Genomic DNA, 21860 nt, shown 5'->3' with positions numbered 1-21860 from the left:
CGTCCGTCATTACGGGTAGGTGTGTCCGCGCGGATCGCCGATGAGTCGGCTCCCCGTCCGGGGGATGCCCGCCCCGTCCGGCGGCCCCGAGAGCCCGGAACGGTGCGATGCCCGCTGGTCGGCCTCGCTGGGTGTGCCGACGTCGTGCGGCACCTGGCCGTCGAGATAGCGGCGCAGGACTCCGCGCGGCACCTCCTCCGCCACCAGGGCGAAGCAGAAGTGGTCGCGCCAGTCGCCGTTGATGTGGATGAACCGGCGGCGCAGTCCCTCGTAGCGGTAGCCGAGCTTCTCGACCACCCGCAGGCTCGGCCGGTTCTCGGGTCGGATGCAGATCTCCATCCGGTGCAGCCCCAGATCGAGGAAGGCGTGATCGGTGGCGAGCGCGACGGCGATCGGAGTGATGCTGCGGCCCGCGAACCGCTCGGCCACCCAGTAGCCGATCGACGCCGAGGAGAGCGAGCCGTAGCCGATGTTCGAGATGTTCAGCTGCCCGGCGAGTTCGCCGTCCCACTCGATGAGGAACGGCACCCCTCCCCCGGCCCGCGCGTTCTGCTGCAGGGAGCGGATGCTCGCGCGGACGTCGAAGGCGGCACCGCCGCGGGGGTCCGACGCCTCCCACTGCCGCAGCCACGCCCGATTGGCGATCAGCTCGCGCTCGAGCGGGCGGGCGTCGCGCACCCGGATGGGGCGGATGGTGACTCGACCCTCGGAGAGCGTCGGGATCGGCAGCGGCATGTCCCGACTGTACTGCGCGCACGAGGTCGTCGAAGGGGGTGGACCGGGCGGTCGGGATCGGAGACGGATGCGCCGTGCCGCTCGGTCCCCTCACGCACGAGATCCCCCGCGGCGGCGGGGGATCTCGACGATCGGGAGGGCCTCGGGGAGGCTCCGGGTCAGAGGGTCTCGACGAAGTCCTTGAGCCAGGGCTTGAGGTCCTTGCCGAGGTCGTCGCGGTCGGAGGCGAGCTGCACGATCGCCTTGATGTAGTCGAGCTTGTCGCCGGTGTCGTAGCGGCGGCCGCGGAAGACGACGCCGTAGACGCCGCCGAACTCGGCCGGGTCCTGAGCCATGCGCTCGAGCGCGTCGGTCAGCTGGATCTCGCCGCCCTTGCCGGGCGGGGTGTCCTCGAGCACGCCGAACACGTCGGGCTTGAGGACGTAGCGGCCGATGATGGCGAGGTTCGACGGAGCGTCCTCCTTCGACGGCTTCTCGACGAGGCCCGTGATCCGGACGACGTCGTCCTCGTCGGTGGTCTCGACCGCGGCGCAGCCGTAGAGGTGGATCTGGTCGGGGTCGACCTCGAGCAGGGCGACCACGGTGGTGTCGCGCTTCTCGGCGACGTCGATCATGCGCGTGAGGAGCGGGTCGCGGGCGTCGATGAGGTCGTCGCCGAGCAGGACCGCGAAGGGCTCGTCGCCCACGTGGCGCTGGGCGCGGGAGACCGCGTGACCGAGGCCCTTGGGCTCTCCCTGGCGGACGAAGTGCACGTCGGCGAGGTCGCTCGCGTACTTGACGTGCGCGAGCTTCGCGTCGTCGGCCTTCTTGCTCAGGTTCAGCTCGAGCTCGGGCACCGAGTCGAAGTGGTTGGCGAGGGCGTTCTTGTTGCGCCCGATGATGACGAGGACGTCCTGCAGACCCGCGTCCGCCGCCTCCTCCACGACGTACTGGATGGCCGGCTTGTCGACGACCGGGAGCATCTCCTTCGGGATCGCCTTGGTCGCCGGCAGGAAGCGGGTGCCGAGACCTGCGGCGGGGATGACGGCTTTGCGGATTCGAGTGCCCATGGGGCGTCACTATATCGGCGGCGGTGGTCGGGGATGTTTCCGAGGACGCTCCGCGAGCGGCCCCTCTTGTGGGACAGGTTGCAGTGAGCGCGCCTCAGCAGAGCGAGGGCCGCGCCGATCCCGCACGCGGGCCCCGATCTAGACTGAGCGCATGCCAGCCGACATCACTCACGAGAAGCGGGCGCTGCGCGCCGAGCTGCGCGAGCGCCGACGCACGCAGACGACCACGGCCCGCGAGCAGGCGACGGCCCGCATCACCGAGCACCTCGTCGACCTGGTCACCCGCTACGGGGCCAGGTCGATCGCGTGCTACCTGTCGGCACCCGACGAGCCGAGCACCCGACCGTTCCTCGGCTGGGCCGAGAGCCACGGCATCCGCGTGCTCTTCCCCATCTCGCGGCAGGACGGCCTGCTCGACTGGGCGGTCGGCGACGGCCACACCGAGACGCAGGGCCTGTTCGGCATGCCCGAGCCCGTCGGAGCGCTGCTGGGGCCCATCGCGATCAACGACGTCGACCTCATCATCGTGCCCGCGGCCACCGTCGACCGGACCGGGATGCGGATGGGCTGGGGCCGCGGCTACTTCGACAAGACCCTCGGCTCGATGGAGAAGTGCCCGCCCGTCTACGCGGTCGTCTTCGACAGCGAGCTCGTCGACCACGTGCCGAGCGAGGTGCACGACCAGCCGGTCGACGGCGTCGTGACCCCCTCCGGCGTCCTCGACGTGCAGCGCTGAGCCCTCCTCTCCCCTCTTCCACTCCCCCTCTTCTCAGGAGCACCCGTGCCCACCTACTCCTACCGCTGCACGCAGTGCGGCAACGCCTTCGACATCCAGCAGAAGTTCACCGACGACACCCTCACGGAGTGCCCGAGCTGCCAGGGCGCGCTGCGCAAGGTCTTCAGCGCGGTCGGAGTCACGTTCAACGGCTCCGGGTTCTACCGGACCGACTCGCGCGCATCCGGCTCCAAGAGCTCGTCGTCGGGGTCGGGGTCGGGCTCGGGCTCGGGCGACTCGTCGTCGGGGAGCTCGTCGGCTGCGCCCGCCTCGACCGGCGGTTCCGGCGGATCGTCCTCGAGCGGCGGATCGTCCTCCGGCGGATCGTCCTCCGGCGGATCCTCGTCGTCCTCGTCGGGATCCTCTTCGTCCTCCTCCTCCGGGTCCTCGTCCTCCGGGAGCTGACCCGGTCCACCGCCCGCCGGCAGAAACGGAACAGACCATGATCAACGGCTTCAAGGAGTTCATCCTCCGCGGCAACGTCATCGACCTGGCTGTCGCCGTGGTCATCGGCGCGGCCTTCACGACGATCGTCAACGCGCTCGTCACGGGCATCTTCAACCCCATCGTCGGAGTGATCTTCGATGCGTCGTCGCTGCAGGCGCTCGGCTGGACGATCCGCGAGGGCGTGGGCGGCGAGGACGACACGGTCATCGCGTACGGAGCGGTCCTCTCGGCCCTCATCCAGTTCGTGATCGTCGCGTTCGTGCTCTACTTCGCGTTCGTGCTGCCGATCAACCACCTCAAGAACGCGGCGTTCGCGAAGAAGATGGACGACGCTCCCGCCGCCGAGGACAAGGCGCCGACCGAGCTCGAGCTGCTCGCCGACATCCGCGACCTGCTCGCCAACGGCGGCACCGCCACGACGGCCAACTCGGGCAAGCACGTCGACTGATCCATCTTGTTCTTCCTCGCCGAGGCGAGGAAGAACCGCGGTCGGCTCTCCGAGGTGGGCGCGTTCCTGAGAGCGTTGTGCGAACGGTGCGTGCGAAACGCTGGTACGCGTTTCGCACGACGCCTGCACCCTCGGGAGGTCGCCCGTCTGATCGTCCATCCGTCATCCGGGCTCGTCGAGCACGGATCACGGGTCCTGTGGACGTGGATCTCGATACGCCCGCTGCACGGGCTACTCGATCAGCGAGAAGGCTCGTCGCGGTAGAGAGAGCGTCGCACCCACCCTGCTGGGCGAGTAGGCGTCGCAGGCGGCGGATCGAGACCCGCCTGGTGCGGAGTCGGGGATCTCGATCCGCCCCCTGCGCGACCTGCGAAGGGGTCCGCCGACGCACGACCGCCGCGCTTCACCAGCAGGATATTGCGCCGATCCGTCAGTAGTGGGGCGGGACGTCCTGGCGGAGGCGGGAGTCGTTCGGCCCGGTGTCCGGGCGGGGCGACGGAGCCTCCGGGTCCGCGACGGGCGGGTCGTGGGGCGACGGGTCGGTGCCGGGCTTCGCCGGCAGGGACGCCCGACGGCCGCCGCGCGAGCGCCGGAGCGGTCGATCCGCTCCGGCGGGCGCGGCGGTCGGCAGGTCGTCGCTCACCCGTCGTGCGACTGGATCTCGATCGGCTGGGTCTCGCTGGAGACGGGAGCCTGCGCCGCCCTCGCCACGATCACCGGGGCCGCCGCCTCGGACGGAGCGCTGGGCGCCTCGTCGGCCGGCGCGCCGATCAGTCCGGCGACCCGCGCGGCCACGGCCTCGGGGTCGGCGAACAGCTCGAAGTTGTGCACGCGGAGGTAGTGCCAGCCGAGACGGCGCAGCAGCTCCGGACGCAGTCGCAGCGACACCCGGAGGCTCTGCGTGCTGACGTCGCGATCCGTCTCGACGACGACGGCACGGGTGCCGTGCGCCGCGACGAGGGCGAGCTTGCCCTTGTGCCCGATGTTGACCCGGAGCCCGCGGCGCTCGAGACGCGCGGCCAGGTCGACCAGCATCGGCTCGGAGTAGTCGTCGCGGTCGCTGGGCTGGACGCGGTCCTCGGCCTCCTGCAGCACCTGCGCCAGCGCGACCATGCCGTGGCGCATGCGCGACTCGTCGATGTCGCCCGGACGGAAGCACGACACGATGTCCATCGACCGGCGGGCGCGGGTCATCCCGACCGCGAGCAGCCGCTCGCCACCGGCCTCGGCCAGCGCGCCGAAGTTCGACAGCAGGCGCCCGTGGGGCGTGCGACCGTATCCGATCGAGAAGATCACCCGGTCGCGGCTCTGCGCGACGGACTGCTCGAGCGTGACGACCGCGAACGGCTCCGGGCGGTCGCCCAGGATGAAGTCGTTCAGGTCGGCGCGCTTGGCGAACGCGGTGAGCACGGCCTGCTGCACGCGCACGGCGTGACGCGGGCTCGCGGTGATGACCATGAGCGACTCGCGCGGGCGGATGACCGCGTGCTCGAGCACGAGCTCGACGACCTTCGCGACCTCGGCGTCGACGGACTCGACCGCTCCGGAGTCGTTCTCGGGCATGCCGTGGCCGCTCGCGATGTAGTGGAAGCGGAGCGAGTCGTGGCCGAGGAACGAGCCCGCCCACGGGAGGGAGTCGATCCGTCCGCCGTAGAAGCGGCGGTTGACGAGCTCGGCGAGGTCCTCGCCGCCCGCGCGGTAGCTGCGCGTGAGCGTGACGGTGTTGAGCAGCTCGCCGAGGCGCGCCAGGGCGGACTGCGCGTGCAGGGCCTCGACGTCGGTCCGCGTGGCGGAGCTGCCGAACTCGACGCTCTCGTCGACCCGCAGGCCGAACGGGGTGGGCGTCTGGGTGACCGGGTCGCCGAACGCGACGACCTGCTTGGCGCGGCGGATCGCTCCGACGTTCTCGGCGAGCGTCGTGGCGCCGGCGTCGACCAGGAAGACGGCGTCGAACGTGGTCTCGGTGCCGATCCGGTGCACCTCGTAGGGCGAGGCGAGCCAGGCCGGAGCGAGGACGCGCGACAGGTGCGGAGCGGCCTTCTGCAGCTCCTGCGGCGTGGTCGCCGCCTCGGTGCGCAGCAGGGCCCGCAGCGCGTCGCGCTCCTGCGGCCAGTCCACGAGCCCGATCTTCCAGGTCTCGGAGAGCTTCCAGGCCAGCAGCTCGGCACTCGAGGCGGCGTGCGCCTCGTCGACCAGCTTGAAGTCGGCCTCGAGCCGGTCGAGCACGCTCGTGTTGCCGCCGAGCAGCGCGCGCTCGTCGGTCAGCATGATCTCGAGCGCCGAGCGCCACCAGGCGAGGTCGAGCTCGATGGCGACCACCTCGGCCGGCACGTGGCGGCGCGAGAGGTCGGTGAGCAGCGGGTCCAGGCCCCACTCGCGCAGGGTCGAGAGCAGCGTCGTGCGCTCCTGCAGGTTCGCGAGCACCTCGCTGTCCTCGGCGAGCCCGGAGACCATCGAGGTCAGCTCGGCCAGCGGGAGCGAGGCGAGCTGCGTGGTCGAGCCGAGGCGGCCCAGCGGCTCGTCGAGGCGGCCGAGGTCGTCGGCGACCTGCTGGTACGCGACCTGCACGTCGGCGACGCCGACCGGCACCTCCGGCACCGTGCCGGCCACCGCGTAGCGCTGCCACAGCGTCCGCTGCTGCTGCACGCGGCGCAGCGACGCGTTGAGGTCGGTGACGTGCGCGCCGGGGCGCATGTACTCGCGGGCGAGCTTCTTCAGGCGGCGGCGGTTGGTCGAGGACATCTCGGCGGCGTCGCGGCGCGGCGACGTCGCGACGATGAGGTCCTGGATCGAGCGGTCGAAGACGGCGGGCTGGAACTTGTCGAGCGTCTCGCGGACGTCCTGGAGCAGGCGCAGGTAGATGCCGAGCTCGGCGACCGACTCGAACGGGCGCATCCGGGTCTGGCCGATGACGTCCTGCGCGCGGTCGAGCAGGCGCGGGAGGTCGCGCAGGTGCAGTCGCTTGGCCAGCTCGTGCGCCGCCTCGGCCTCGCTGGTCGACTGGAAGTGCGCGCCGTACCAGGGCGAGTCGCCGGGGCCGTAGCGGAACTCGCCCAGGCGGGCCGACTCGATCAGCATCTGCGTCGCCTGCGGTCGGCTGTGCGCCAGCGCGGTGACGGCGCGGCGGTCGAGCCTCGCGGTGGTCGACGGGGGCGTGCGCAGCTGCGAGAGGCGCGCGAGCTCCTCGAGGGCCTGCAGGGCCGAGACCCCGAAGCTGTCGTCGCGGCGGGAGAGGGCACCGCGGTAGTCGAGGAGCACCTTGCGCAGGCGCAGCAGGGCGTCGTCGATCTCGCTGACGGAGGGCCGCGCGGCCTTCTCGTTGCGGCCGATCGACTGGATCAGATCGCGGCGGAGCGTCCGGGGGCCGACGGCGATGCCGCCGAGGCCCGCCGAGACGAGGCGCTGGTGGATGCTGTCGAGGCTCGAGCGGCGCGCGCCGACCACGAGGACGCGCTTGTGCTGGGCGGCGAGCGCCCCGATCGCGTTCACGATGGTCTGCGTCCCGCCGGTGCCCGGCAGGGTCTTCACGACGAGGGAGTTGCCCGCCGCGATGTTCGCGATGACCTGCTCCTGCTCGGCGTCGGCGTCGAGCAGGAGGTTGTCGGTCGCCGGCGGACGCTCGTCCTGCGGGATGATCGACGCCACCTTCTGCGACTGCTGGAGCGAGCGCTTCGCGGCCGGGTTGCCCGCCACCGCGTCGAGCACGGGGTGCTCGAGCATGCGCGCGTCGCGGAGCATGTCGCCCGCCACGTCGGCGAAGCTCGACACCACGAGCCGCGGGTGCACGGCGAACCACGGCAGGTGCGAGGTCAGGCCGCGGAGCTGGTCGATGACCGGCTGCGGCTTGAAGACACCGCTCTGCACGGCGAGCTCGACGAACTGCTCGGGGTCGATGGTGATCCCGAACTGCTGCTTGAGGGCGCGCGCGAGCTGCGGGTTGAAGTACGGCTGGCCCTTGAGCTTGAGCTCGAAGTCGCGGCCGTAGCGGCGGATGGCGAGCGGGCGCAGCAGGACGGGAGCGGTGAACTCCGTCTCGCCGGCGCGCCACTGCGCCAGCCCGATCGCGAGGTGGACACCCTCGATGCCGCGGACCGAGCGCAGCTCGATCCCCTTGTCGGTGATCGCCGCGGCCGCGTTCTTGGCGGTGCGCAGGGCGAGCTCGTCGCGGATGAGCGAGGAGAGCAGGGTGGTCTTGCCCGAGATGAAGGGGGGAAGGCCGCCGGGATGGGTGGTCGACAGCTCGATCCGCGTACGGGGCGAGTCGACGAAGTGCAGGAGCGGCGAGGGGCCGCCCACCTTCGCGAGCTCGTCACGCCACGACTGCCACACCGGATCCGCGACGTTGCCGCTGCGGTAGCCCGCCTCCCCGCTGGTCACCTGTCCGGGCGAAGCGGTGGCGGAGGGGAGCCGGAGAGCGGACGCCTCCCGGGGGTCACCGGATTCGGGTGAGGTCGCCACCGGTCCGGCTCCTGGGAAATCGTCGACACGTTGCACACGGACACCCTAAACCGGGTACATGCGAAAGCCCGTAGCGACGCGGACGACGCTCTGACGGGGCGACCGTGACGTCGCGGGGTCCGGATCAGGAGGTCCAGGAGCCCAGCGGCGGGGCGGTCTCGACTCGGCGCTCGTCGTCGGTGACGCGGATGCGGCTGCCGATGCGGTCGTGCCCGCCGGCGCAGGCGACCGCGGTCATCACGAGCGCCGCGTGGTCGCGGGTGAGGTATCCCAGTGCGGCGCGGAGATCGATCGGCAGCCCGGTGGCCAGCGAGAGCGCGACGCGCGCGACGGCCTCCTCGGACAGGTCGAGCCGGTGCACGTGGCGCTCGAGGGCGCCGAAGTCGATGGACGGGTGCTCGCCGGCTCGCGTGCGCAGCACCCAGGGGCGCGCGGAGCCGGCGCAGCCCGCTCGCGCGAGCAGCTCCTCCGCGAGGCGCACCGACGGACCGGCGGGCAGGCGGCTCACGCCGACGCCTCCGGGGTGCGACGGCGGATCGCGCGCGCCACGACGGGGACGATCGAGACGAGCAGGCAGAGGGCGCCCGCGACCGCCGGAGCGAGCCAGCCGAGCACGCTGACCCCCTCGACGTCGGGGCCGAGGTACTGCCACTCCGCGATGGCGTAGACGAAGAGGGAGAAGAAGCCGAGGGCGACTCCCGTGAGGCCTGCGACGAGGTCGGCGGGGCGCACGATGCCGCGACGAGGCAGGGCCGCGTCGGGATCGTCCGGAGCGGCGTCGCTCGTGATCGTGCTGACGAGTCCGGTGAGGGTGGGGTCGGGCATGGGATCGATCAGACCAGGGATGCGGGCACCGCGTCATCGTCCCGAAGCATGATGTCGCGATCCGCGGGGCTGGTCCTCAGCGCTCGGACGGACGCGATCCGAGCGAGGACTGGAAGCGGAGGAGGTAGCCGTCGGGATCGGTGACCAGGACCTGCCTGACCCCCGACTCGCGCCCGCCCGTGCGGTACCAGCGCGTCTCGGGCTCCCCGAAGAGCACGACGCCTGCTCGGCGCAGCGCCTCGCCGACCGCGTCGGCGTCGTCGACGCGGATCTGCAGGTTCGCGCCACGGCCGAGCGGCCGCTCGAGCGGCGCGGTGATCCAGTCGCGGCCGAGGCCGACGGTGTCGAGCATCACGTGCGCGCCGCCGCGCACGAGATACGCGAAACCCTCCTCCGGGCGGGAGTAGCGGAGGGCGAAGCCGCAGGGACCGCACCAGAACGCGAGGCTGCGCTCGAGATCCTCGACGAGCAGCTCGGGCACCAGGTCGGGGTCGTCCGCGCTCACGCTCTCATCGTGGCATGGGCGCGCGGAGCGGCTCACGACCGCTGGGTAGGGTGCCGGGATGGACGCTCACGACCGCGACCCCCGGGATCCCGCGCCCGAGGAGCAGGACCTGTGGCCGCTGCGGCAGGCGCCGCCCGCGTTCCCCCTCTCGGCGCTGCTGCTCGTCCCGGTCGGCATGGCGGTCCTCGGCGGCATCGGGGTGCTCGCGCTCGTGCAGCTCGACTTCCTGCCGATCCGGATCCTGATCGTCGCGGGACTGCCCTACGCGGTCGTGGCGCTCCTGGTCGCGGCGGTCCTCCGACTCCGCGTGCTCCGCCGCCCGATCGACGAGCAGGCCGACGACCTGTACGCCTCGGGGAGGAGTCCCGCCCAGCGCATCAGCTTCGCGGTGGCCGTGTGGCTGCTCGTCCTCTGGGTCGTGATCGCCGCGTGCTGGATCGCGGCCGCCGGCTCGCCGATCGTGCTGCTCGGCGGTCCGCTGGCCGCCGGAGCGCTGATCTCGATCGCGGCGAACGCGCGGCTTCTCTACTCGCCCCGGGTCGCCCTCGCCGAGGTCGAGGCGGTGCGCGCTCACGCTCCCGGTCGCGGTCCGATCCTCGCGAACTGGGTGCTGGCTCCGCTGTCGTGGTTCGCCTTCGCGATCCCCGCGGCAGTGCTCTCGGGCGACGGCCTGCTCGGATTCTGACGACCGGGCCCGGCACGAGCGACGCTCGCGGGCGTCGTCGACGTGCCGCTGTCCGAGGGTCGGAGGACGCGGCTGCGGTGGTCGAGGCCGGGAGTGGTCAGCTCGCCTGTTCCGGCGCCTTCGTGCGACCGGGGAGCATCAGCAGACCTGAGACGCCGACCACGATCAGCAGGATCGCGACGACCGTCACGAAGGAGGCCAGCGCGAGCACGGGCATGATGATCGTCAGGACGCCGGCGATGACGGAGGCGATGCCCGCTGCGATCGGCAGCCAGGCCGGCCCCGAGACGGTGCGGCCGCTCGTGATGCTCGAGACGCCGTCGAGGATCCAGCCCAGGCCGATCACCAGTCCGAGGACGGTGAGCGACTCGAACGGGTTCGAGAGGCAGAGGATGCCGGCGACCAGGATGAGCGCGCCGAGCAGACCCGCCAGCCAGCGCACCCGCGCCTCGAGACGGGACGCGGTGAAGGCGAGCAGCAGGCGGAACACGCCCGCCGCGATCAAGTGGATGCCGAAGACGATCGCGACGGTCAGGAGCGTCGGGCCCGGGATCAGCACGGCGATCACCCCGAGGGCGATCGCGATCAGCGAGACGCCGATGATCCAGCTCCGCTCGACGGCGGTGCGGGACAGGGTGGGAGCGGCGTTCTCGGACATGGCGTTCCTTCGCGTCGGGGGCTGACCCTCGAACGCTAGGGCACCCGGAACGCGGCGCACACGGCCTTGCGCCCGCGCCCCGGGACTGTCAGAGGCGGATCCGGCGCAGCAGCTGCGCGTTGGCAGCGACGACCACGGTGCTCGCACTCATCAGCAGAGCGCCGACCTCCATCGGCAGGACGAACCCGAGCGGAGCGAGCACGCCCGCCGCGAGCGGGACGGCGACCACGTTGTAGCCGGCGCCCCACGCGAGGTTCTGGCGCATCTTCGCGGCCGAGGCCTTCGAGAGGGCGAGGACGCGCGCCACCGCCCGCGGGTCGTCGGAGGCGAGCACCAGCCCGGCCGAGGCGATCGCCACGTCGGTGCCGGCGCCGATCGCGATGCCGACGTCGGCTCCGGCGAGCGCCGGGGCGTCGTTCACTCCGTCGCCGACCATCGCGACGCGACGGCCCTCGGCCCTGAGCCGCGCGACGACGTCGCTCTTGCCTCCGGGGAGGACTCCGGCGATCACCTCGTCGATCCCGAGCTCCCGGGCGACGCGGCGGGCGACCGGCTCGGCGTCGCCGGTGACCAGCGCCACCCGGACGCCCTCGCGCTGCAGTGCGGCGATCGCCTCCGCCGACTCCGGGCGCACGGCGTCCTCGAGCACGAGGGCGCCGAGGATCGCGTCGTCGCGGAGCACGTGCAGGACGGTCGCGCCGCGCTCGGACGCCTCGGCGCTCTCGGGGAGCGGCTCGAGGCCGAGCTCGGCGAGCAGCGCCGGGCCGCCCACGGCCACGCGGTCGCCGCGGACGGTCGCCGCGACTCCGATGCCGCCCCGGGTCTCGAAGGCCTCGGCGCGCAGCTCCGACTCCCCCGCAGCCCGGACGATCGCGACGGCGAGCGGGTGCTCGCTCTCGCGCTCGACGGCGGCGGCCAGGGCGAGCGTCTCGGCCCCGCCGAGGACCTCGACCACCTCGGGACGGCCGAGCGTCAGCGTGCCGGTCTTGTCGAAGAGCACGGTGTCGACGGAGCGCATCGCCTCGAGAGCGGCGCGATCGGTGACGAGGATGCCGGCGCGGGCCGCCTTCTCGGTCGCGATCGACACCACGAGCGGGATCGCGAGGCCGAGGGCGTGCGGGCAGGCGATGACGAGCACGCTGATGACGCGGACGAGCGCGGTGCCGGGCATTCCGAGCGCCAGCCAGACGATCGCGGTGACGACCGCCGCTCCGAGTGCGAACCAGAACAGCAGTCCCGCGAACCGGTCGGCGAGGATCTGCGCGCGGGACGAGGACGACTGCGCCTCGGCGACCAGGCGGCGGATGCCCGCGAGGGCGGTGTCGTCGCCGACCGCGTCGACGCGGACCCGGAGCCGGGCGTCCGTGGCGACGCTGCCGGCGACGAGCCGGTCGCCCACCGTGCGCGCGACGGTCCGCGATTCCCCCGTCAGGACCGACTCGTCGACCTCGGCGGCGCCCTCGACGATCTCGCCGTCAGCGGGGACGCGCGATCCGGGGCGCACCAGCACCACATCGCCCACCGAGAGCTCGTCGGGCCGGACGCGCTCGAGGCCGTCGGCCGTCTCGCGCTCGGCCTCGTCGGGCAGCAGCGCCGCGAGCGAGTCGAGAGCGCTGGACGCCTGGGCGAGCGAGCGCATCTCGATCCAGTGCCCGAGGAGCATGATCACGACGAGCAGCGCGAGCTCCCACCAGAAGTCGAGCTCGTGCGGCAGGAGGCCGGTGCTCGCGCCGAGCGAGGACAGGAACGCGACCGAGATCGCGAGGGCGATCAGCAGCATCATGCCGGGAGCGCGCGAGCGGATCTCGTCGGCCGCCCCCGACAGGAACGGGCGTCCGCCGACCACGAAGAGCACGCTTCCGAGGACCGGCGGGGCCCAGCCGACCCAGGCCGCGTCCGGGAGTCCGTAGCCGACGAGGTCGGCGAACATCGGGCTCAGGAGGACCGTCGGCACGGCGAGGACCAGCATCGACCAGAACAGCCGACGGAACATCGCGACGTGCGCGGAGTGGTGGCCGGCGTGACCGCCTCCGTGGTCGTGGTGACCGTCGTGGTCGTGCCCGTCGTGCCCGTCGTGCCCGCGCGCGGCGTGGTCGTGCCCGGCGTGCCCGTGCGCGGCGTGATCGTCCCCGGCGTGATCGTCGCCGCGCGTCCCGCGGCCGTGCCCTGTCCGTTCGGACGTCGTGTCGTGCGTCATGCGCATCTCCTTCCAATACCCCCGGGGGGTATTAACACGAGATGTCGCCGGCTATTCCCGCCCGCCCTGCGGACAGCCGCCGAAACGGACGGTGCCGCCCGCGGTCAGTGCCGTCGGCCCGTGCCCCGCGCGGCGCGGTGCCGGCGGATGCTCCGCACGATCAGGAGCAGCACGACCACTCCGACGGCGCCGTAGATGATCGCGTCGAGCACGCCCGCGTACCGGTCGACGAGCTCGTACTGCGTGCCGAGCGCGGCGCCGAGGCCGATCAGCAGGCCGTTCCAGACGCCGGAGCCCAGGATGGTGAGGCCCGAGAACAGCAGGAGGTTCATCCGCTCGGCGCCGGCCGGGAGCGAGATGAGGCTCCGGACGCCGGGGATCAGGCGGCCGAACAGCACGGCCCACGTGCCGTGGCGGCGGAACCAGCCGACCGCCTTCTCGAAGTCCTCGCGGTCGACCAGGGGCAGCTTCGACAGCAGGCGGATGGAGCGCTCGGTGCCGATGCGGTAGCCGAGCCAGTAGAGGACGAGACCGCCGAGGTACGCGCCCAGCGTCGCGGTGATCACGACGAGCACCAGGTTCATCCGGCCCTGCTGCGCCAGGAAGCCCGCCAGCGGCAGAACGAGCTCGCTGGGGATCGGCGGGAACACCGTCTCGATCAGCGTCAGCAGGCCCACCCCCGCTTCGCCGAGCGCGGCGATCACCCGCGCAGCGACGCCGACCAGCCCGGAGAGCTGGTCGATGCTGTCGGAGGAGGAGGCGGTGGCCGCGGAGGCCGGGGCGAGGGCGAGGGTCGCGATCGTCATGACTGAGAAGCTACTCAGTGCCGGAGCCGTTCACCTGGGAATCCGGCGGCGTGGACGGGCGCCCGCTCAGGGCGCGCCCGTGAGCACGACGGCGTCGGAGTCCTGCAGGCGCACCTCGACCGACGCGATGTCCGAGAGCGGGACGCCCGTCGCGAGCGTCGGGTGCATCGAGCTCCCCGGGGTGCTCGTCCACGACCCGATCGGCTCGGCGCTCCCGGAGCGGTCGATCACGTACATGACGTAGCCGACGGAGCGGGCGGCCGGCGAGGACCCCTCGGCGCTCTCTCCCCAGCTGCAGGCCATGTCGATCCGGGTGCCCCAGTCCTCGGCGACGAACTGGACGGTCGCCTCGACCGGGACGCCGGGCTCGCTCGCGAGCGACACGGTGTAGCCGGTGGTCTGGACCGGGGGCAGCGCGTCGCCGACGATCACGGGCAGGGCGATCGCCGCGGCGGCCGACACCCCGGCGGCCGCCAGCACGAGGCCGGCGATCCGCAGCCGGGTGCGGCGGCGGACGGAATCGGTGGCCGCCGCCAGGCGCGACAGGAGCGCGGGCGGCGCGGCGGGGGCCGGGGCCTGCTCGGGGGAATCGAGCAGGCGCAGCGCCTCCTCGGCGCCGAGGTGCGAGAGGAGCCCCGGCAGCGGCACGAACTCGCCGAGCGCCTCGCGGCAGCCCGGGCAGCCGCGCAGGTGCAGCTCATAGGCGCGGCGGTCGGCGCTCGACAGCGACCCGAGGAGGTAGGCGGCGTCCCAGTCGCGGAAGGCGTCGCCCTCGGCCCGGTCGTCGTAGGGTGCGGTGCTCACAGCTCCGTCACTCCCCTCTCCTGCAGAGCGAGCTTCAGGGCTCGCATGCCGTAGTGCATCCGCGACTTCACGGTGCCGGGCGCGATGCCCAGCAGGTCGGCGATCTCGGCCACGGACCGGCCGCCGTAGTAGGCGTGCACGATCACGGCGCGGTGGTCGTGGCTGATGCCGCTCAGCGCGTCCGAGAGCAGCCAGGCGTCGAGCACCTGGTCGGTGCGGTCGGCGGAGGGGCGCTCCGGCACCTCGTCGGTGCCGATCTCGCGGGCGTACCGGGCGCTGCGGCGGTCGTCGATGACGAGGTTGCGGGCCACGGTGTAGAGCCAGGAGCGGGCGGCGCCCTCGCCCTGGGCGAGGATCTCGGGGTGCTTCCACGCGCGCAGCAGCGCCTCCTGCACCACGTCCTCCGCCATCTGGCGGTCGCCCGTGAGCCGGAGGACGAACCTCCACAGCGCCGCCGAGTGCTCGTCGTGCAGTGCACGCAGCAGCTCGGCCTGTTCCTCGGACATGCACCACCTCTGCTCACTCCAACGTAAGCACCCCCTGTCCGGTTCACCACAGGCGCGGGTTCGCTTCGCCGCCCGCACTCTGGTACTCCGGGTACGGTGACCTTCCCCGACGCCGCCGACGCCGCCCGCGTGCGCGTGTTCCTGCGCGAGAACCGCGAGCAGATCCTCGCCGACGTCCGCCACCTCGTGATGATCGAGAGCCCGAGCGACTCGCTCGAGGCGCTCGGAGAGCTGCACGCCTATCTCGTGCACTGGGTCGGCGAGCGCCTCGGGCACGCCGTCGAGATCGAGCACCGGCGCGAGCAGGACGCCCCGGGCGCCTCGAGCTGGACCTTCGCGGGCAGCGCGCCCGGGCGGGGCCCTCGCGGCTCGCGCTCCTTCGTCGCCCTGCTCGGCCACTACGACACCGTCTGGCCGCTGGGCACGACGCGCTCCTGGCCGTTCTCGCTCGACGGCGACCGGCTGAGCGGACCGGGCACCTACGACATGAAGGTCGGGCTGGTGCAGATGGTGTGGGTCGTCGCGGCGCTGCGCCACGCTCGACTCGCGCACCCGGCCGTCCGCCTCGTGATGAACGGCGACGAGGAGGTCGGCAGTCTCACCTCCCGCTCGTTCCTCGAGCACCAGAGCCGGGGGGCGGAGGCGGCGCTCGTCTTCGAGGGTGCGATCGGCGACGCGGTCAAGACGGCCCGCAAGGGCATCGGCAACTTCGTCGTCGACGTCGTCGGCGTCGAGGCGCACGCGGGGGTGGAGCCCGAGAAGGGCGCGAGCGCTATCCACGAGCTCGGCGTGCTGATCCCCCGGATCCTCGGCATCGCCCGGCCGGAGGCGGGGACCACCGTGAACATCGGCCTGGTCGGCGGCGGCAGCCGGGTCAACGTGACCACCGCGCGCGTGCGGCTGGAGCTCGAGGCGCGCATCCGGAACTCCGCCGAGGCGGCCCGGGTCGAGGCCGAGATGAACGCGCTGCAGGCCTCGGACGAGCGGATCCGGATCGAGGTCCGCGGGTCGTGGCAGCGCCCGGTCTTCGAGCGGACCCCGGCGGTCGGCGCCCTCTACCGGCGTGCGGAGCGCGTCGCCCGCACCATGGACCTGCCGCTCACCGAGACCGCCGTCGGCGGCGCGAGCGACGGCAACCTGATCGCGGCCCTCGGCATCCCGGTGCTCGACGGCCTCGGCGCTCCCGGAGCGGGAGCGCACGCACGCGGGGAGTCGGTGAGCGTCGAGGGGATCCTCGACCGCACCACCCTCGCCGCACTGCTCGTGGCGAGCTTCGCCGCGGAAGGGGACTGACCGTGCTGCACGAATCACGACCGGTCGGGATCGTCATCGACGCGCCCGCCGACGAGGTCTACTCGTTCATCGTCGACCCGTCGAACCTGCCGCTCTGGGCCGCCGGACTCGCCGAGTCCCGCGTGGAGGAGGTGGACGGGCACTGGTTCGCGGACTCGCCGATGGGGCGGGTCGAGGTGGTCTTCGCTCCGAGGAACCCCTTCCTCGTCGCCGACCACCGGGTGATCACGGCCGAGGGGCGTGTCTTCGACAACCCCCTCCGGGTGCTCGCGAACGGCGACGGGGCCGAGGTGGCCTTCACCGTCCGCCGGCAGGAGGGGATGACGCTCGACCAGTGGGACGACGACTGCGGACGCGTCGCCACCGACCTCGAGACCCTGCGCGGGCTGCTGGAGCGCCCGGAGGGCTGAGCGGCCGCTAGATTCGTTGCAGCCCGGCGAGCGCCGGTCGCCCGCGCGAGAACGAGGGACGCCATGACCTCTCCCGACCAGACCCCCGTCCGCCCCGTCGGCGGCATCGAGCTCAACGGCCTCGACACGATCCAGGAGTCGGAGCGGCACGGCCGCCCGCGCGACTTGTTCTGGCCGTGGTTCGCGGCCAACGTCTCGGTGCTGGGCCTGAGCTACGGCTCGTTCCTGCTCGGATTCGGCCTCTCCTTCGCGCAGGCCACCGCTGTCGCCGTCATCGGCATCGTCGTGTCCTTCCTCTTCTGCGGCTTCGTCGCCGTGGCGGGCAAGCGCGGATCGGCGCCGACGATGGTGCTGAGCCGGGCGGCCTTCGGTGTGAACGGCAACCGCCTCGTCTCGGTCATCTCGTGGCTGCTCACCGTGGGCTGGGAGACGGTTCTCGCCTCCCTCGCCGTACTGGCCACCGCGACCGTCTTCGAGGAGTTCGGCTGGGACGGCGGTGTGCTGACGAAGGTCGTGGCGCTCATCGTCGTGGCGGCGCTGATCGTGATCGCCGGCGTCGTCGGCTTCCGGCTGATCATGCGCCTGCAGCTCGCGATCACGATCGCCACCGGTGTGCTCACGGTGGTCTACGTCGCGCTCGTGCTCGACGACATCGACCTGGGAGCCGTCGCGAGCCTCCCCTCCGGATCGGCGGGGGCCGTGATCGGCGGTCTGGTCTTCATGATGACCGGCTTCGGGCTGGGCTGGGTGAACGCCGCGGCCGACTACTCCCGGTACCTCCCCCGGACGGCGGGCACCGGAGGCGTGATCGCCTGGACGACGATCGGCGGAGCGGTGGCGCCGGTCGTCCTGGTGGTCGTCGGGCTCCTGCTCGCCGGATCGTCGCAGGAGCTGTCGGACGCCATCGCGGCCGACCCGATCGGCGCGCTCGCGTCGATCCTGCCGACCTGGTTCCTCCTGCCGTTCATCGTCGTGGCTCTGCTCGGGCTCATCGGCGGCGCGGTGATGGACATCTACTCCTCGGGGTTGGCTCTGCTGAGCACGGGCCTCAAGGTCTCGCGGCCGGTCGCCGCGGGCATCGACGGCGTGCTGATGGTGCTCGGGGCGATCTACGTCGTGTTCCTCGCGGGCGACTTCCTCGGCCCGTTCCAGGCGTTCCTGATCACGCTCGGCGTGCCGATCGCGGCGTGGCTCGGCGTGTTCCTGGCCGACCTGCTCCTGCGCCGCCGCGACTACGACCAGGAGGCCCTCTACGACGCGCGCGGACGCTACGGCAGCGTGTCGATCGCGCCGGTGGTGCTCGTCGTCGTCGGGTCGGTGATCGGCTGGGGCCTCGTGGTGAACACCACGCCCGGCTTCGGCTGGGAGGGCTACCTGCTCGCACCGATCGGCGGTCGCGAGGGCGAGTGGGCCTACGCGAACCTGGGCGTCCTCGCCGCGCTCCTGATCGGGTTCGTCGGCGCCCTCGTCACGTCCTCGGCGAGCGTGCGCCGCCAGGAGTCGCGCGCGTGAGCCTGCTCGTCGCGATCGATCTGCAGCACGTCTTCGCCGACGCCGATTCGCCCTGGGGCTCGGCGGAGTTCGAGCGGGCGGCCGCCGGCACCGCGCGGCTGATCCCGGCGTTCGGCCGGCAAGTGGTGACCACGCGCTTCGTGGCACCCGCCGAGCCTCAGGGCGCCTGGGTGCCGTACTACCGCGAGTGGCCCTTCGCCCTCGTGCCGGACGAGGACCCGCTCTACGCCCTGATGCCCGGCTTCGAGGGGCACCGCGTGCTCACCGCGACGACGTTCGGCAAGTGGGGGCCCGAGCTCGAGGCGCTGCTCGACGAGTCGCGCGAGATCGTGCTGACCGGGGTCTCGACCGACTGCTGCGTACTGTCGACCGCGCTGGCGGCGGCCGATGCGGGAGTGCGGGTGCGGGTCGTGCAGGACGCCTGCGCGGGCGCCTCCGAGGCCGATCACCGGCGGGCGCTGGACGCGATGGCGCTCTACGCGCCGCTGATCGAGCTGACGAGCGTGGACGAGGTGCTAGAGCAGGACCGCTGACGGGTCCGGGCCGTGCGGCCGTGGGCGCCGACCGGCATGATGGTCTGATGCCCAGCACGGACGGCCGCGAGACGGCAGCACCCCGGATCCTCGTCGTCGGCGAAGCGCTGATCGACATCGTCGAGCGCGACGGAGCGAGCAGCGAGCACGTCGGCGGCTCCCCCGCCAACGTCGCGCTCACACTCGCCCGCCTCGGACGCGAGGCGACCCTCGTCACCGACATCGCCGCTGACGAGCGCGGTCGTCGCATCGCCGAGCACCTCGGCGCCTCGGGAGTGGAGGTCGTGCACGGCGACGCCGCGCGCACCTCGACCGCGAAGGCGCGCATCCAGCCCGACGGCTCGGCCGAGTACGACTTCGACCTGTCGTGGAACCCGCCGGCGGCGGACCCGACCGAGTTCGGCCACGTGCACACCGGCTCCATCGCCGTCTACCTCGAGCCCGGCGGCTCCGCGGTGCTCGAGCTGCTCGAGGCGCTGCCGGCCGGCACGACCGCGAGCGTCGACGCGAACATCCGACCGGCGCTCGTCGGAGGGCACGCCCAGGCGCTCGCGCGCTTCGAGCACGTCGCGGCGGCGTGCGAGATCGTCAAGCTCAGCGACGAGGACGCGGAGTGGCTCTACCCCACCGTCCAGCTCGACGAGGTGCTCACCCGGATCCTCGGGCTCGGCGCGCAGCTCGCCGTGATCACCCGCGGCGGCGAGGGCCTGCTGCTCGCGTCGGCCGTGGCGCGGGCGACGGTGCCCGCCGCGCGGATCGTCGTGGCCGACACCATCGGAGCGGGCGACTCGGCGATGGGCGCGATCCTCGACGAGGCGCTCCGCCAGGGGCTCGGCGCGCCGAACGGGATGCTGCTCGACGAGCCGTCGCTGCGGGCGATCGGACGCTGGGCCGCCCGGGTCGCGGGCATCACGACCTCGCGCGCGGGTGCGAACCCGCCGACGCGCGCCGAGGCGTCCCTCCCGGAGTAGGCGCTCCCGGCAGCAGGCGCTCCCGGTGAGGGCTGCCGGTGATCGTCACGGGCTCGTCACACGCGGGGACTTCCGCTCGGCCTCCAGGTCGTCCGAGACTCGAGCATGGGAACAGCACCGAGCTCCACCGCCACGGTCGTCCTGCTCGTCGGTCCGGGGACCGACGGCCTGCTGCGCGACCTCGACGCACTGCCCAACGTGGATGCCCGACCGGGCACCGGTCCGGGCATGCATCCGTCAGCCTCCACCTACCTGCTGCACGACGCGGATCCGCTCGAGCACGTGGCGAACGCCTGGATCGAGTTCTTCGAGGACCGGGCGACGCACGGCGCGCTCGACGTCGAGATCGAGACCGCGCTCGGCGTCTTCCGCCGCGGCGAGGCGTCCCTGCCCGACTACTACGTCGTGCTGGAGCCGGAGTCGGCGCCGGTGAACTGGAAGCACTGGTGGCTGGGGGTGCTCCCGCACGCGGCGCCCGCGCGGGTGCTGCCGAGCGCCTCCGACGCCGGGGCCGTGCGCAGGCTCCTGTCCCGCCTGCCGCAGGGGCGGCCGTTCCCCGATCCCGCGTCGTGGCTCCCCGACGTGCGCTTCAGCGTCCCGGACCGCATCGGGCTGGTGTGAGCAGGCCGTTGCCCGCGCCCGCCTCCGGGTCGATACTGATCGCGATCGCAGTCCCCCGTCAGGAAGAAGGCCCGCCGTGCCCACGAGTCTCAGCCCCTACATCGGCTTCGCCGGCAACGCCCGCGAGGCGATGGAGTTCTACCGCTCGGTGTTCGGGGGCGAGCTCCAGGCGAGCACGTACGCCGACTTCCAGGCGAGCGAGGACCCCGCCGATCAGGACCGCCTCATGCACTCGCAGCTGACGCTGCCGAACGGGCTGCTGCTGATGGGGTCCGACAGCCCGAGCGCGATGCCGGCGTCCGAGGGCGCCCGGATCCAGATCGCGCTCTTCGGCGACGACGACGCCGAGCTCAGCGGCTGGTTCGCGGCGCTCGCCGAGGGCGGGGAGACCCCGATGCCGCTCACCGAGTCGCCCTGGGGCGACCGCTTCGGCATGCTCGTCGACCGGTACGGCGTCGAGTGGATGGTCAACATCTCGCCCGCATCCGACTGATCGTCCCGATCGGCCTCCACGCAGGCGCAGAATGGAGGGACCGCGCGGCGTCGGTCGCGAGCGGTCACCCTCCCTACTGACGAAGGCTGCAGATGACGATCACGCTCGGGTACAAGGCGTCGGCGGAGCAGTTCGGTGCACGGGAGCTCGTCGAGCTCGCCGTCGCAGCCGAGCGGCACGGATTCGAGAGCGCGGTGGTCTCGGACCACTTCCAGCCCTGGCGCCACACCGGCGGCCACGCCCCGTTCTCGCTCGCGTGGCTCGCCGCAGCCGGCGAGCGCACCTCGACCATCCGGCTCGGCACCTCCGTCATGACGCCGCACTACCGCTACAACCCCGCCGTGATCGCGCAGGCGTTCGGCACCCTCGGCGTCCTCTACCCGGACCGCATCATGCTCGGCGTCGGCACGGGCGAGGCGCTCAACGAGATCGCGACCGGCTACCAGGGCGCGGGCGAGCAGACCTGGCCCGACTTCAAGGAGCGCTTCGCGCGCCTCCGCGAGGCCGTGCGCCTGATGCGCGCGCTCTGGGCGGGCGACCGCGTCTCGTTCGACGGCGAGTACTACTCCACCCACGAGGCGTCGATCTACGACAAGCCCGAGAGCGGCGTGCCCGTCTACATCGCCGCGGGCGGTCCGGTCGTGGCGAAGTACGCCGGTCGCGCCGGCGACGGCTTCATCTGCACCTCGGGCAAGGGCATGGAGCTCTACACCGAGAAGCTGCTCCCCGCGGTCGAGGAGGGTGCCGCGGCCGGCGGACGCGACTCCTCGACGCTGGACCGGATGATCGAGATCAAGCTCTCGTACGACCCCGACCCGGCGCTCGCACTCGAGAACACGCGCTTCTGGGCGCCGCTGTCGCTCACTCCCGAGCAGAAGCACTCGCTGACCGACCCGGTCGACATGGAGCGGGCCGCCGACGAGCTGCCGATCGAGCAGGTGGCCAAGCGCTGGATCGTGGGCTCCGACCCCGACGAGACGGTGGCGCAGATCACGCCCTACGTCGACGCGGGCTTCACGCACCTCGTCTTCCACGCCCCCGGCGACGACCAGCAGCGCTTCTTCGACGCGTTCGAGCGCGACCTCGCGCCGCGACTGCGCGCGCTCTGAGCACCGCCCCGCCCGCCGGC

General features: G+C 72.6%; 24 protein-coding genes. 12 read left to right on the top strand and 12 right to left on the bottom strand.

Going from position 1 to position 21860, the window contains the following annotated elements; genetic code table 11:
- Window positions 1-9: 9 nt before the first annotated feature.
- Both IOC53_RS02610 and galU read right to left on the bottom strand, forming a co-directional pair.
- The gene (locus tag IOC53_RS02610) at window positions 10-735 is read right to left on the bottom strand and encodes a GNAT family N-acetyltransferase (RefSeq protein WP_207402836.1); all 726 of its coding nucleotides are present in this window, start codon (window positions 733-735) and stop codon (window positions 10-12) included.
- Window positions 736-893: 158 nt separating this feature from the next.
- Window positions 894-1784, bottom strand: coding sequence for a UTP--glucose-1-phosphate uridylyltransferase GalU (gene galU, locus IOC53_RS02605; RefSeq protein ID WP_207402835.1), 891 nt, complete (start codon window positions 1782-1784; stop codon window positions 894-896).
- Between the two features lie 151 nt (window positions 1785-1935).
- Between galU and IOC53_RS02600 the strand changes: the two genes are divergently transcribed.
- From IOC53_RS02600 to mscL, 3 genes are read left to right on the top strand one after another with little or no spacing between them, the layout of a single operon-like run.
- Window positions 1936-2520 (top strand): 5-formyltetrahydrofolate cyclo-ligase, encoded by a 585-nt coding sequence (locus tag IOC53_RS02600; RefSeq protein WP_207402834.1) that lies wholly within the window; start codon window positions 1936-1938, stop codon window positions 2518-2520.
- Between the two features lie 45 nt (window positions 2521-2565).
- Complete coding sequence (locus IOC53_RS02595; protein ID WP_207402833.1) at window positions 2566-2964, top strand: FmdB family zinc ribbon protein; 399 nt, start codon at window positions 2566-2568, stop codon at window positions 2962-2964.
- 37 nt (window positions 2965-3001) lie between these two features.
- On the top strand, window positions 3002-3454 hold the full coding sequence (gene mscL / locus IOC53_RS02590) for a large conductance mechanosensitive channel protein MscL (RefSeq protein WP_207402832.1): 453 nt from the start codon (window positions 3002-3004) through the stop codon (window positions 3452-3454).
- A 430-nt stretch (window positions 3455-3884) separates the two neighbouring features.
- On the opposite strand, the gene IOC53_RS02585 is transcribed toward mscL, so the two are convergent.
- The 5 genes from IOC53_RS02585 to IOC53_RS02565 all read right to left on the bottom strand — a co-directional run bounded on the left by IOC53_RS02585 (window position 3885) and on the right by IOC53_RS02565 (window position 9242).
- On the bottom strand, window positions 3885-4097 hold the full coding sequence (locus IOC53_RS02585) for a hypothetical protein (RefSeq protein ID WP_307786041.1): 213 nt from the start codon (window positions 4095-4097) through the stop codon (window positions 3885-3887).
- The gene (locus tag IOC53_RS02580; protein ID WP_374070171.1) at window positions 4094-7912 is read right to left on the bottom strand and encodes a DEAD/DEAH box helicase; all 3819 of its coding nucleotides are present in this window, start codon (window positions 7910-7912) and stop codon (window positions 4094-4096) included. The genes IOC53_RS02585 and IOC53_RS02580 overlap by 4 nt, the downstream gene beginning before the upstream one ends.
- A 124-nt stretch (window positions 7913-8036) precedes the next feature.
- Window positions 8037-8420: a hypothetical protein gene (locus IOC53_RS02575; protein WP_207402831.1), complete on the bottom strand. Its 384-nt coding sequence runs from the start codon at window positions 8418-8420 to the stop codon at window positions 8037-8039.
- A complete protein-coding gene (locus tag IOC53_RS02570; protein ID WP_207402830.1) occupies window positions 8417-8737 on the bottom strand; it encodes a hypothetical protein in 321 nt (106 codons plus the stop codon). The genes IOC53_RS02575 and IOC53_RS02570 overlap by 4 nt, the downstream gene beginning before the upstream one ends.
- 76 nt (window positions 8738-8813) lie before the next feature.
- Window positions 8814-9242, bottom strand: coding sequence for a VOC family protein (locus tag IOC53_RS02565; protein WP_207402829.1), 429 nt, complete (start codon window positions 9240-9242; stop codon window positions 8814-8816).
- Between the two features lie 58 nt (window positions 9243-9300).
- Here IOC53_RS02565 and IOC53_RS02560 point away from each other — a divergent pair, with 58 nt between their 5' ends.
- Window positions 9301-9927 carry a hypothetical protein gene (locus IOC53_RS02560; protein ID WP_207402828.1) on the top strand — a complete coding sequence of 209 codons (627 nt, stop codon included), beginning with the start codon at window positions 9301-9303 and terminating at the stop codon, window positions 9925-9927.
- Window positions 9928-10024: 97 nt separating this feature from the next.
- Here the strand turns inward: IOC53_RS02560 and IOC53_RS02555 are convergent, their stop codons facing one another.
- From IOC53_RS02555 to IOC53_RS02535, 5 genes are all read right to left on the bottom strand, one after another.
- The gene (locus tag IOC53_RS02555) at window positions 10025-10585 is read right to left on the bottom strand and encodes an HdeD family acid-resistance protein (protein ID WP_207402827.1); all 561 of its coding nucleotides are present in this window, start codon (window positions 10583-10585) and stop codon (window positions 10025-10027) included.
- Window positions 10586-10673: 88 nt separating this feature from the next.
- The gene (locus IOC53_RS02550) at window positions 10674-12782 is read right to left on the bottom strand and encodes a copper-translocating P-type ATPase (RefSeq protein ID WP_207402826.1); all 2109 of its coding nucleotides are present in this window, start codon (window positions 12780-12782) and stop codon (window positions 10674-10676) included.
- Window positions 12783-12886: 104 nt separating this feature from the next.
- Window positions 12887-13588: a DedA family protein gene (locus IOC53_RS02545; protein ID WP_207402825.1), complete on the bottom strand. Its 702-nt coding sequence runs from the start codon at window positions 13586-13588 to the stop codon at window positions 12887-12889.
- Window positions 13589-13654: 66 nt separating this feature from the next.
- Window positions 13655-14392: an anti-sigma factor gene (locus IOC53_RS02540; protein WP_207402824.1), complete on the bottom strand. Its 738-nt coding sequence runs from the start codon at window positions 14390-14392 to the stop codon at window positions 13655-13657.
- Window positions 14389-14898: a sigma-70 family RNA polymerase sigma factor gene (locus tag IOC53_RS02535; RefSeq protein WP_207402823.1), complete on the bottom strand. Its 510-nt coding sequence runs from the start codon at window positions 14896-14898 to the stop codon at window positions 14389-14391. The genes IOC53_RS02540 and IOC53_RS02535 overlap by 4 nt, the downstream gene beginning before the upstream one ends.
- A 96-nt stretch (window positions 14899-14994) precedes the next feature.
- Here IOC53_RS02535 and IOC53_RS02530 point away from each other — a divergent pair, with 96 nt between their 5' ends.
- The 8 genes from IOC53_RS02530 (at window position 14995) to fgd (ending at window position 21840) form a co-directional block, all read left to right on the top strand.
- Entirely contained in the window at window positions 14995-16191 is a 1197-nt protein-coding gene (locus IOC53_RS02530) for a M20/M25/M40 family metallo-hydrolase (RefSeq protein ID WP_207402822.1), read from the top strand.
- Between the two features lie 2 nt (window positions 16192-16193).
- Window positions 16194-16601 carry an SRPBCC family protein gene (locus IOC53_RS02525; protein WP_207402821.1) on the top strand — a complete coding sequence of 136 codons (408 nt, stop codon included), beginning with the start codon at window positions 16194-16196 and terminating at the stop codon, window positions 16599-16601.
- Window positions 16602-16664: 63 nt separating this feature from the next.
- Window positions 16665-18113 carry a cytosine permease gene (locus IOC53_RS02520; protein WP_207402820.1) on the top strand — a complete coding sequence of 483 codons (1449 nt, stop codon included), beginning with the start codon at window positions 16665-16667 and terminating at the stop codon, window positions 18111-18113.
- On the top strand, window positions 18110-18646 hold the full coding sequence (locus tag IOC53_RS02515; protein ID WP_207402819.1) for a cysteine hydrolase family protein: 537 nt from the start codon (window positions 18110-18112) through the stop codon (window positions 18644-18646). Before IOC53_RS02520 ends, IOC53_RS02515 begins: the two co-directional genes overlap by 4 nt.
- A 47-nt stretch (window positions 18647-18693) precedes the next feature.
- Window positions 18694-19617 carry a carbohydrate kinase gene (locus IOC53_RS02510; RefSeq protein ID WP_207402818.1) on the top strand — a complete coding sequence of 308 codons (924 nt, stop codon included), beginning with the start codon at window positions 18694-18696 and terminating at the stop codon, window positions 19615-19617.
- A gap of 105 nt (window positions 19618-19722) precedes the next feature.
- Entirely contained in the window at window positions 19723-20238 is a 516-nt protein-coding gene (locus IOC53_RS02505; RefSeq protein ID WP_207402817.1) for a hypothetical protein, read from the top strand.
- Between the two features lie 76 nt (window positions 20239-20314).
- Entirely contained in the window at window positions 20315-20731 is a 417-nt protein-coding gene (locus IOC53_RS02500) for a VOC family protein (RefSeq protein ID WP_207402816.1), read from the top strand.
- A 92-nt stretch (window positions 20732-20823) separates the two neighbouring features.
- The gene (gene fgd, locus IOC53_RS02495; RefSeq protein WP_207402815.1) at window positions 20824-21840 is read left to right on the top strand and encodes a glucose-6-phosphate dehydrogenase (coenzyme-F420); all 1017 of its coding nucleotides are present in this window, start codon (window positions 20824-20826) and stop codon (window positions 21838-21840) included.
- Window positions 21841-21860: the final 20 nt, after the last annotated feature.

This window comes from Rathayibacter sp. SD072 (assembly GCF_017355185.1).
Classification (GTDB): Bacteria; Actinomycetota; Actinomycetes; order Actinomycetales; family Microbacteriaceae; genus Rathayibacter.
This window is presented reverse-complemented; position numbering and strand designations above follow the sequence as displayed.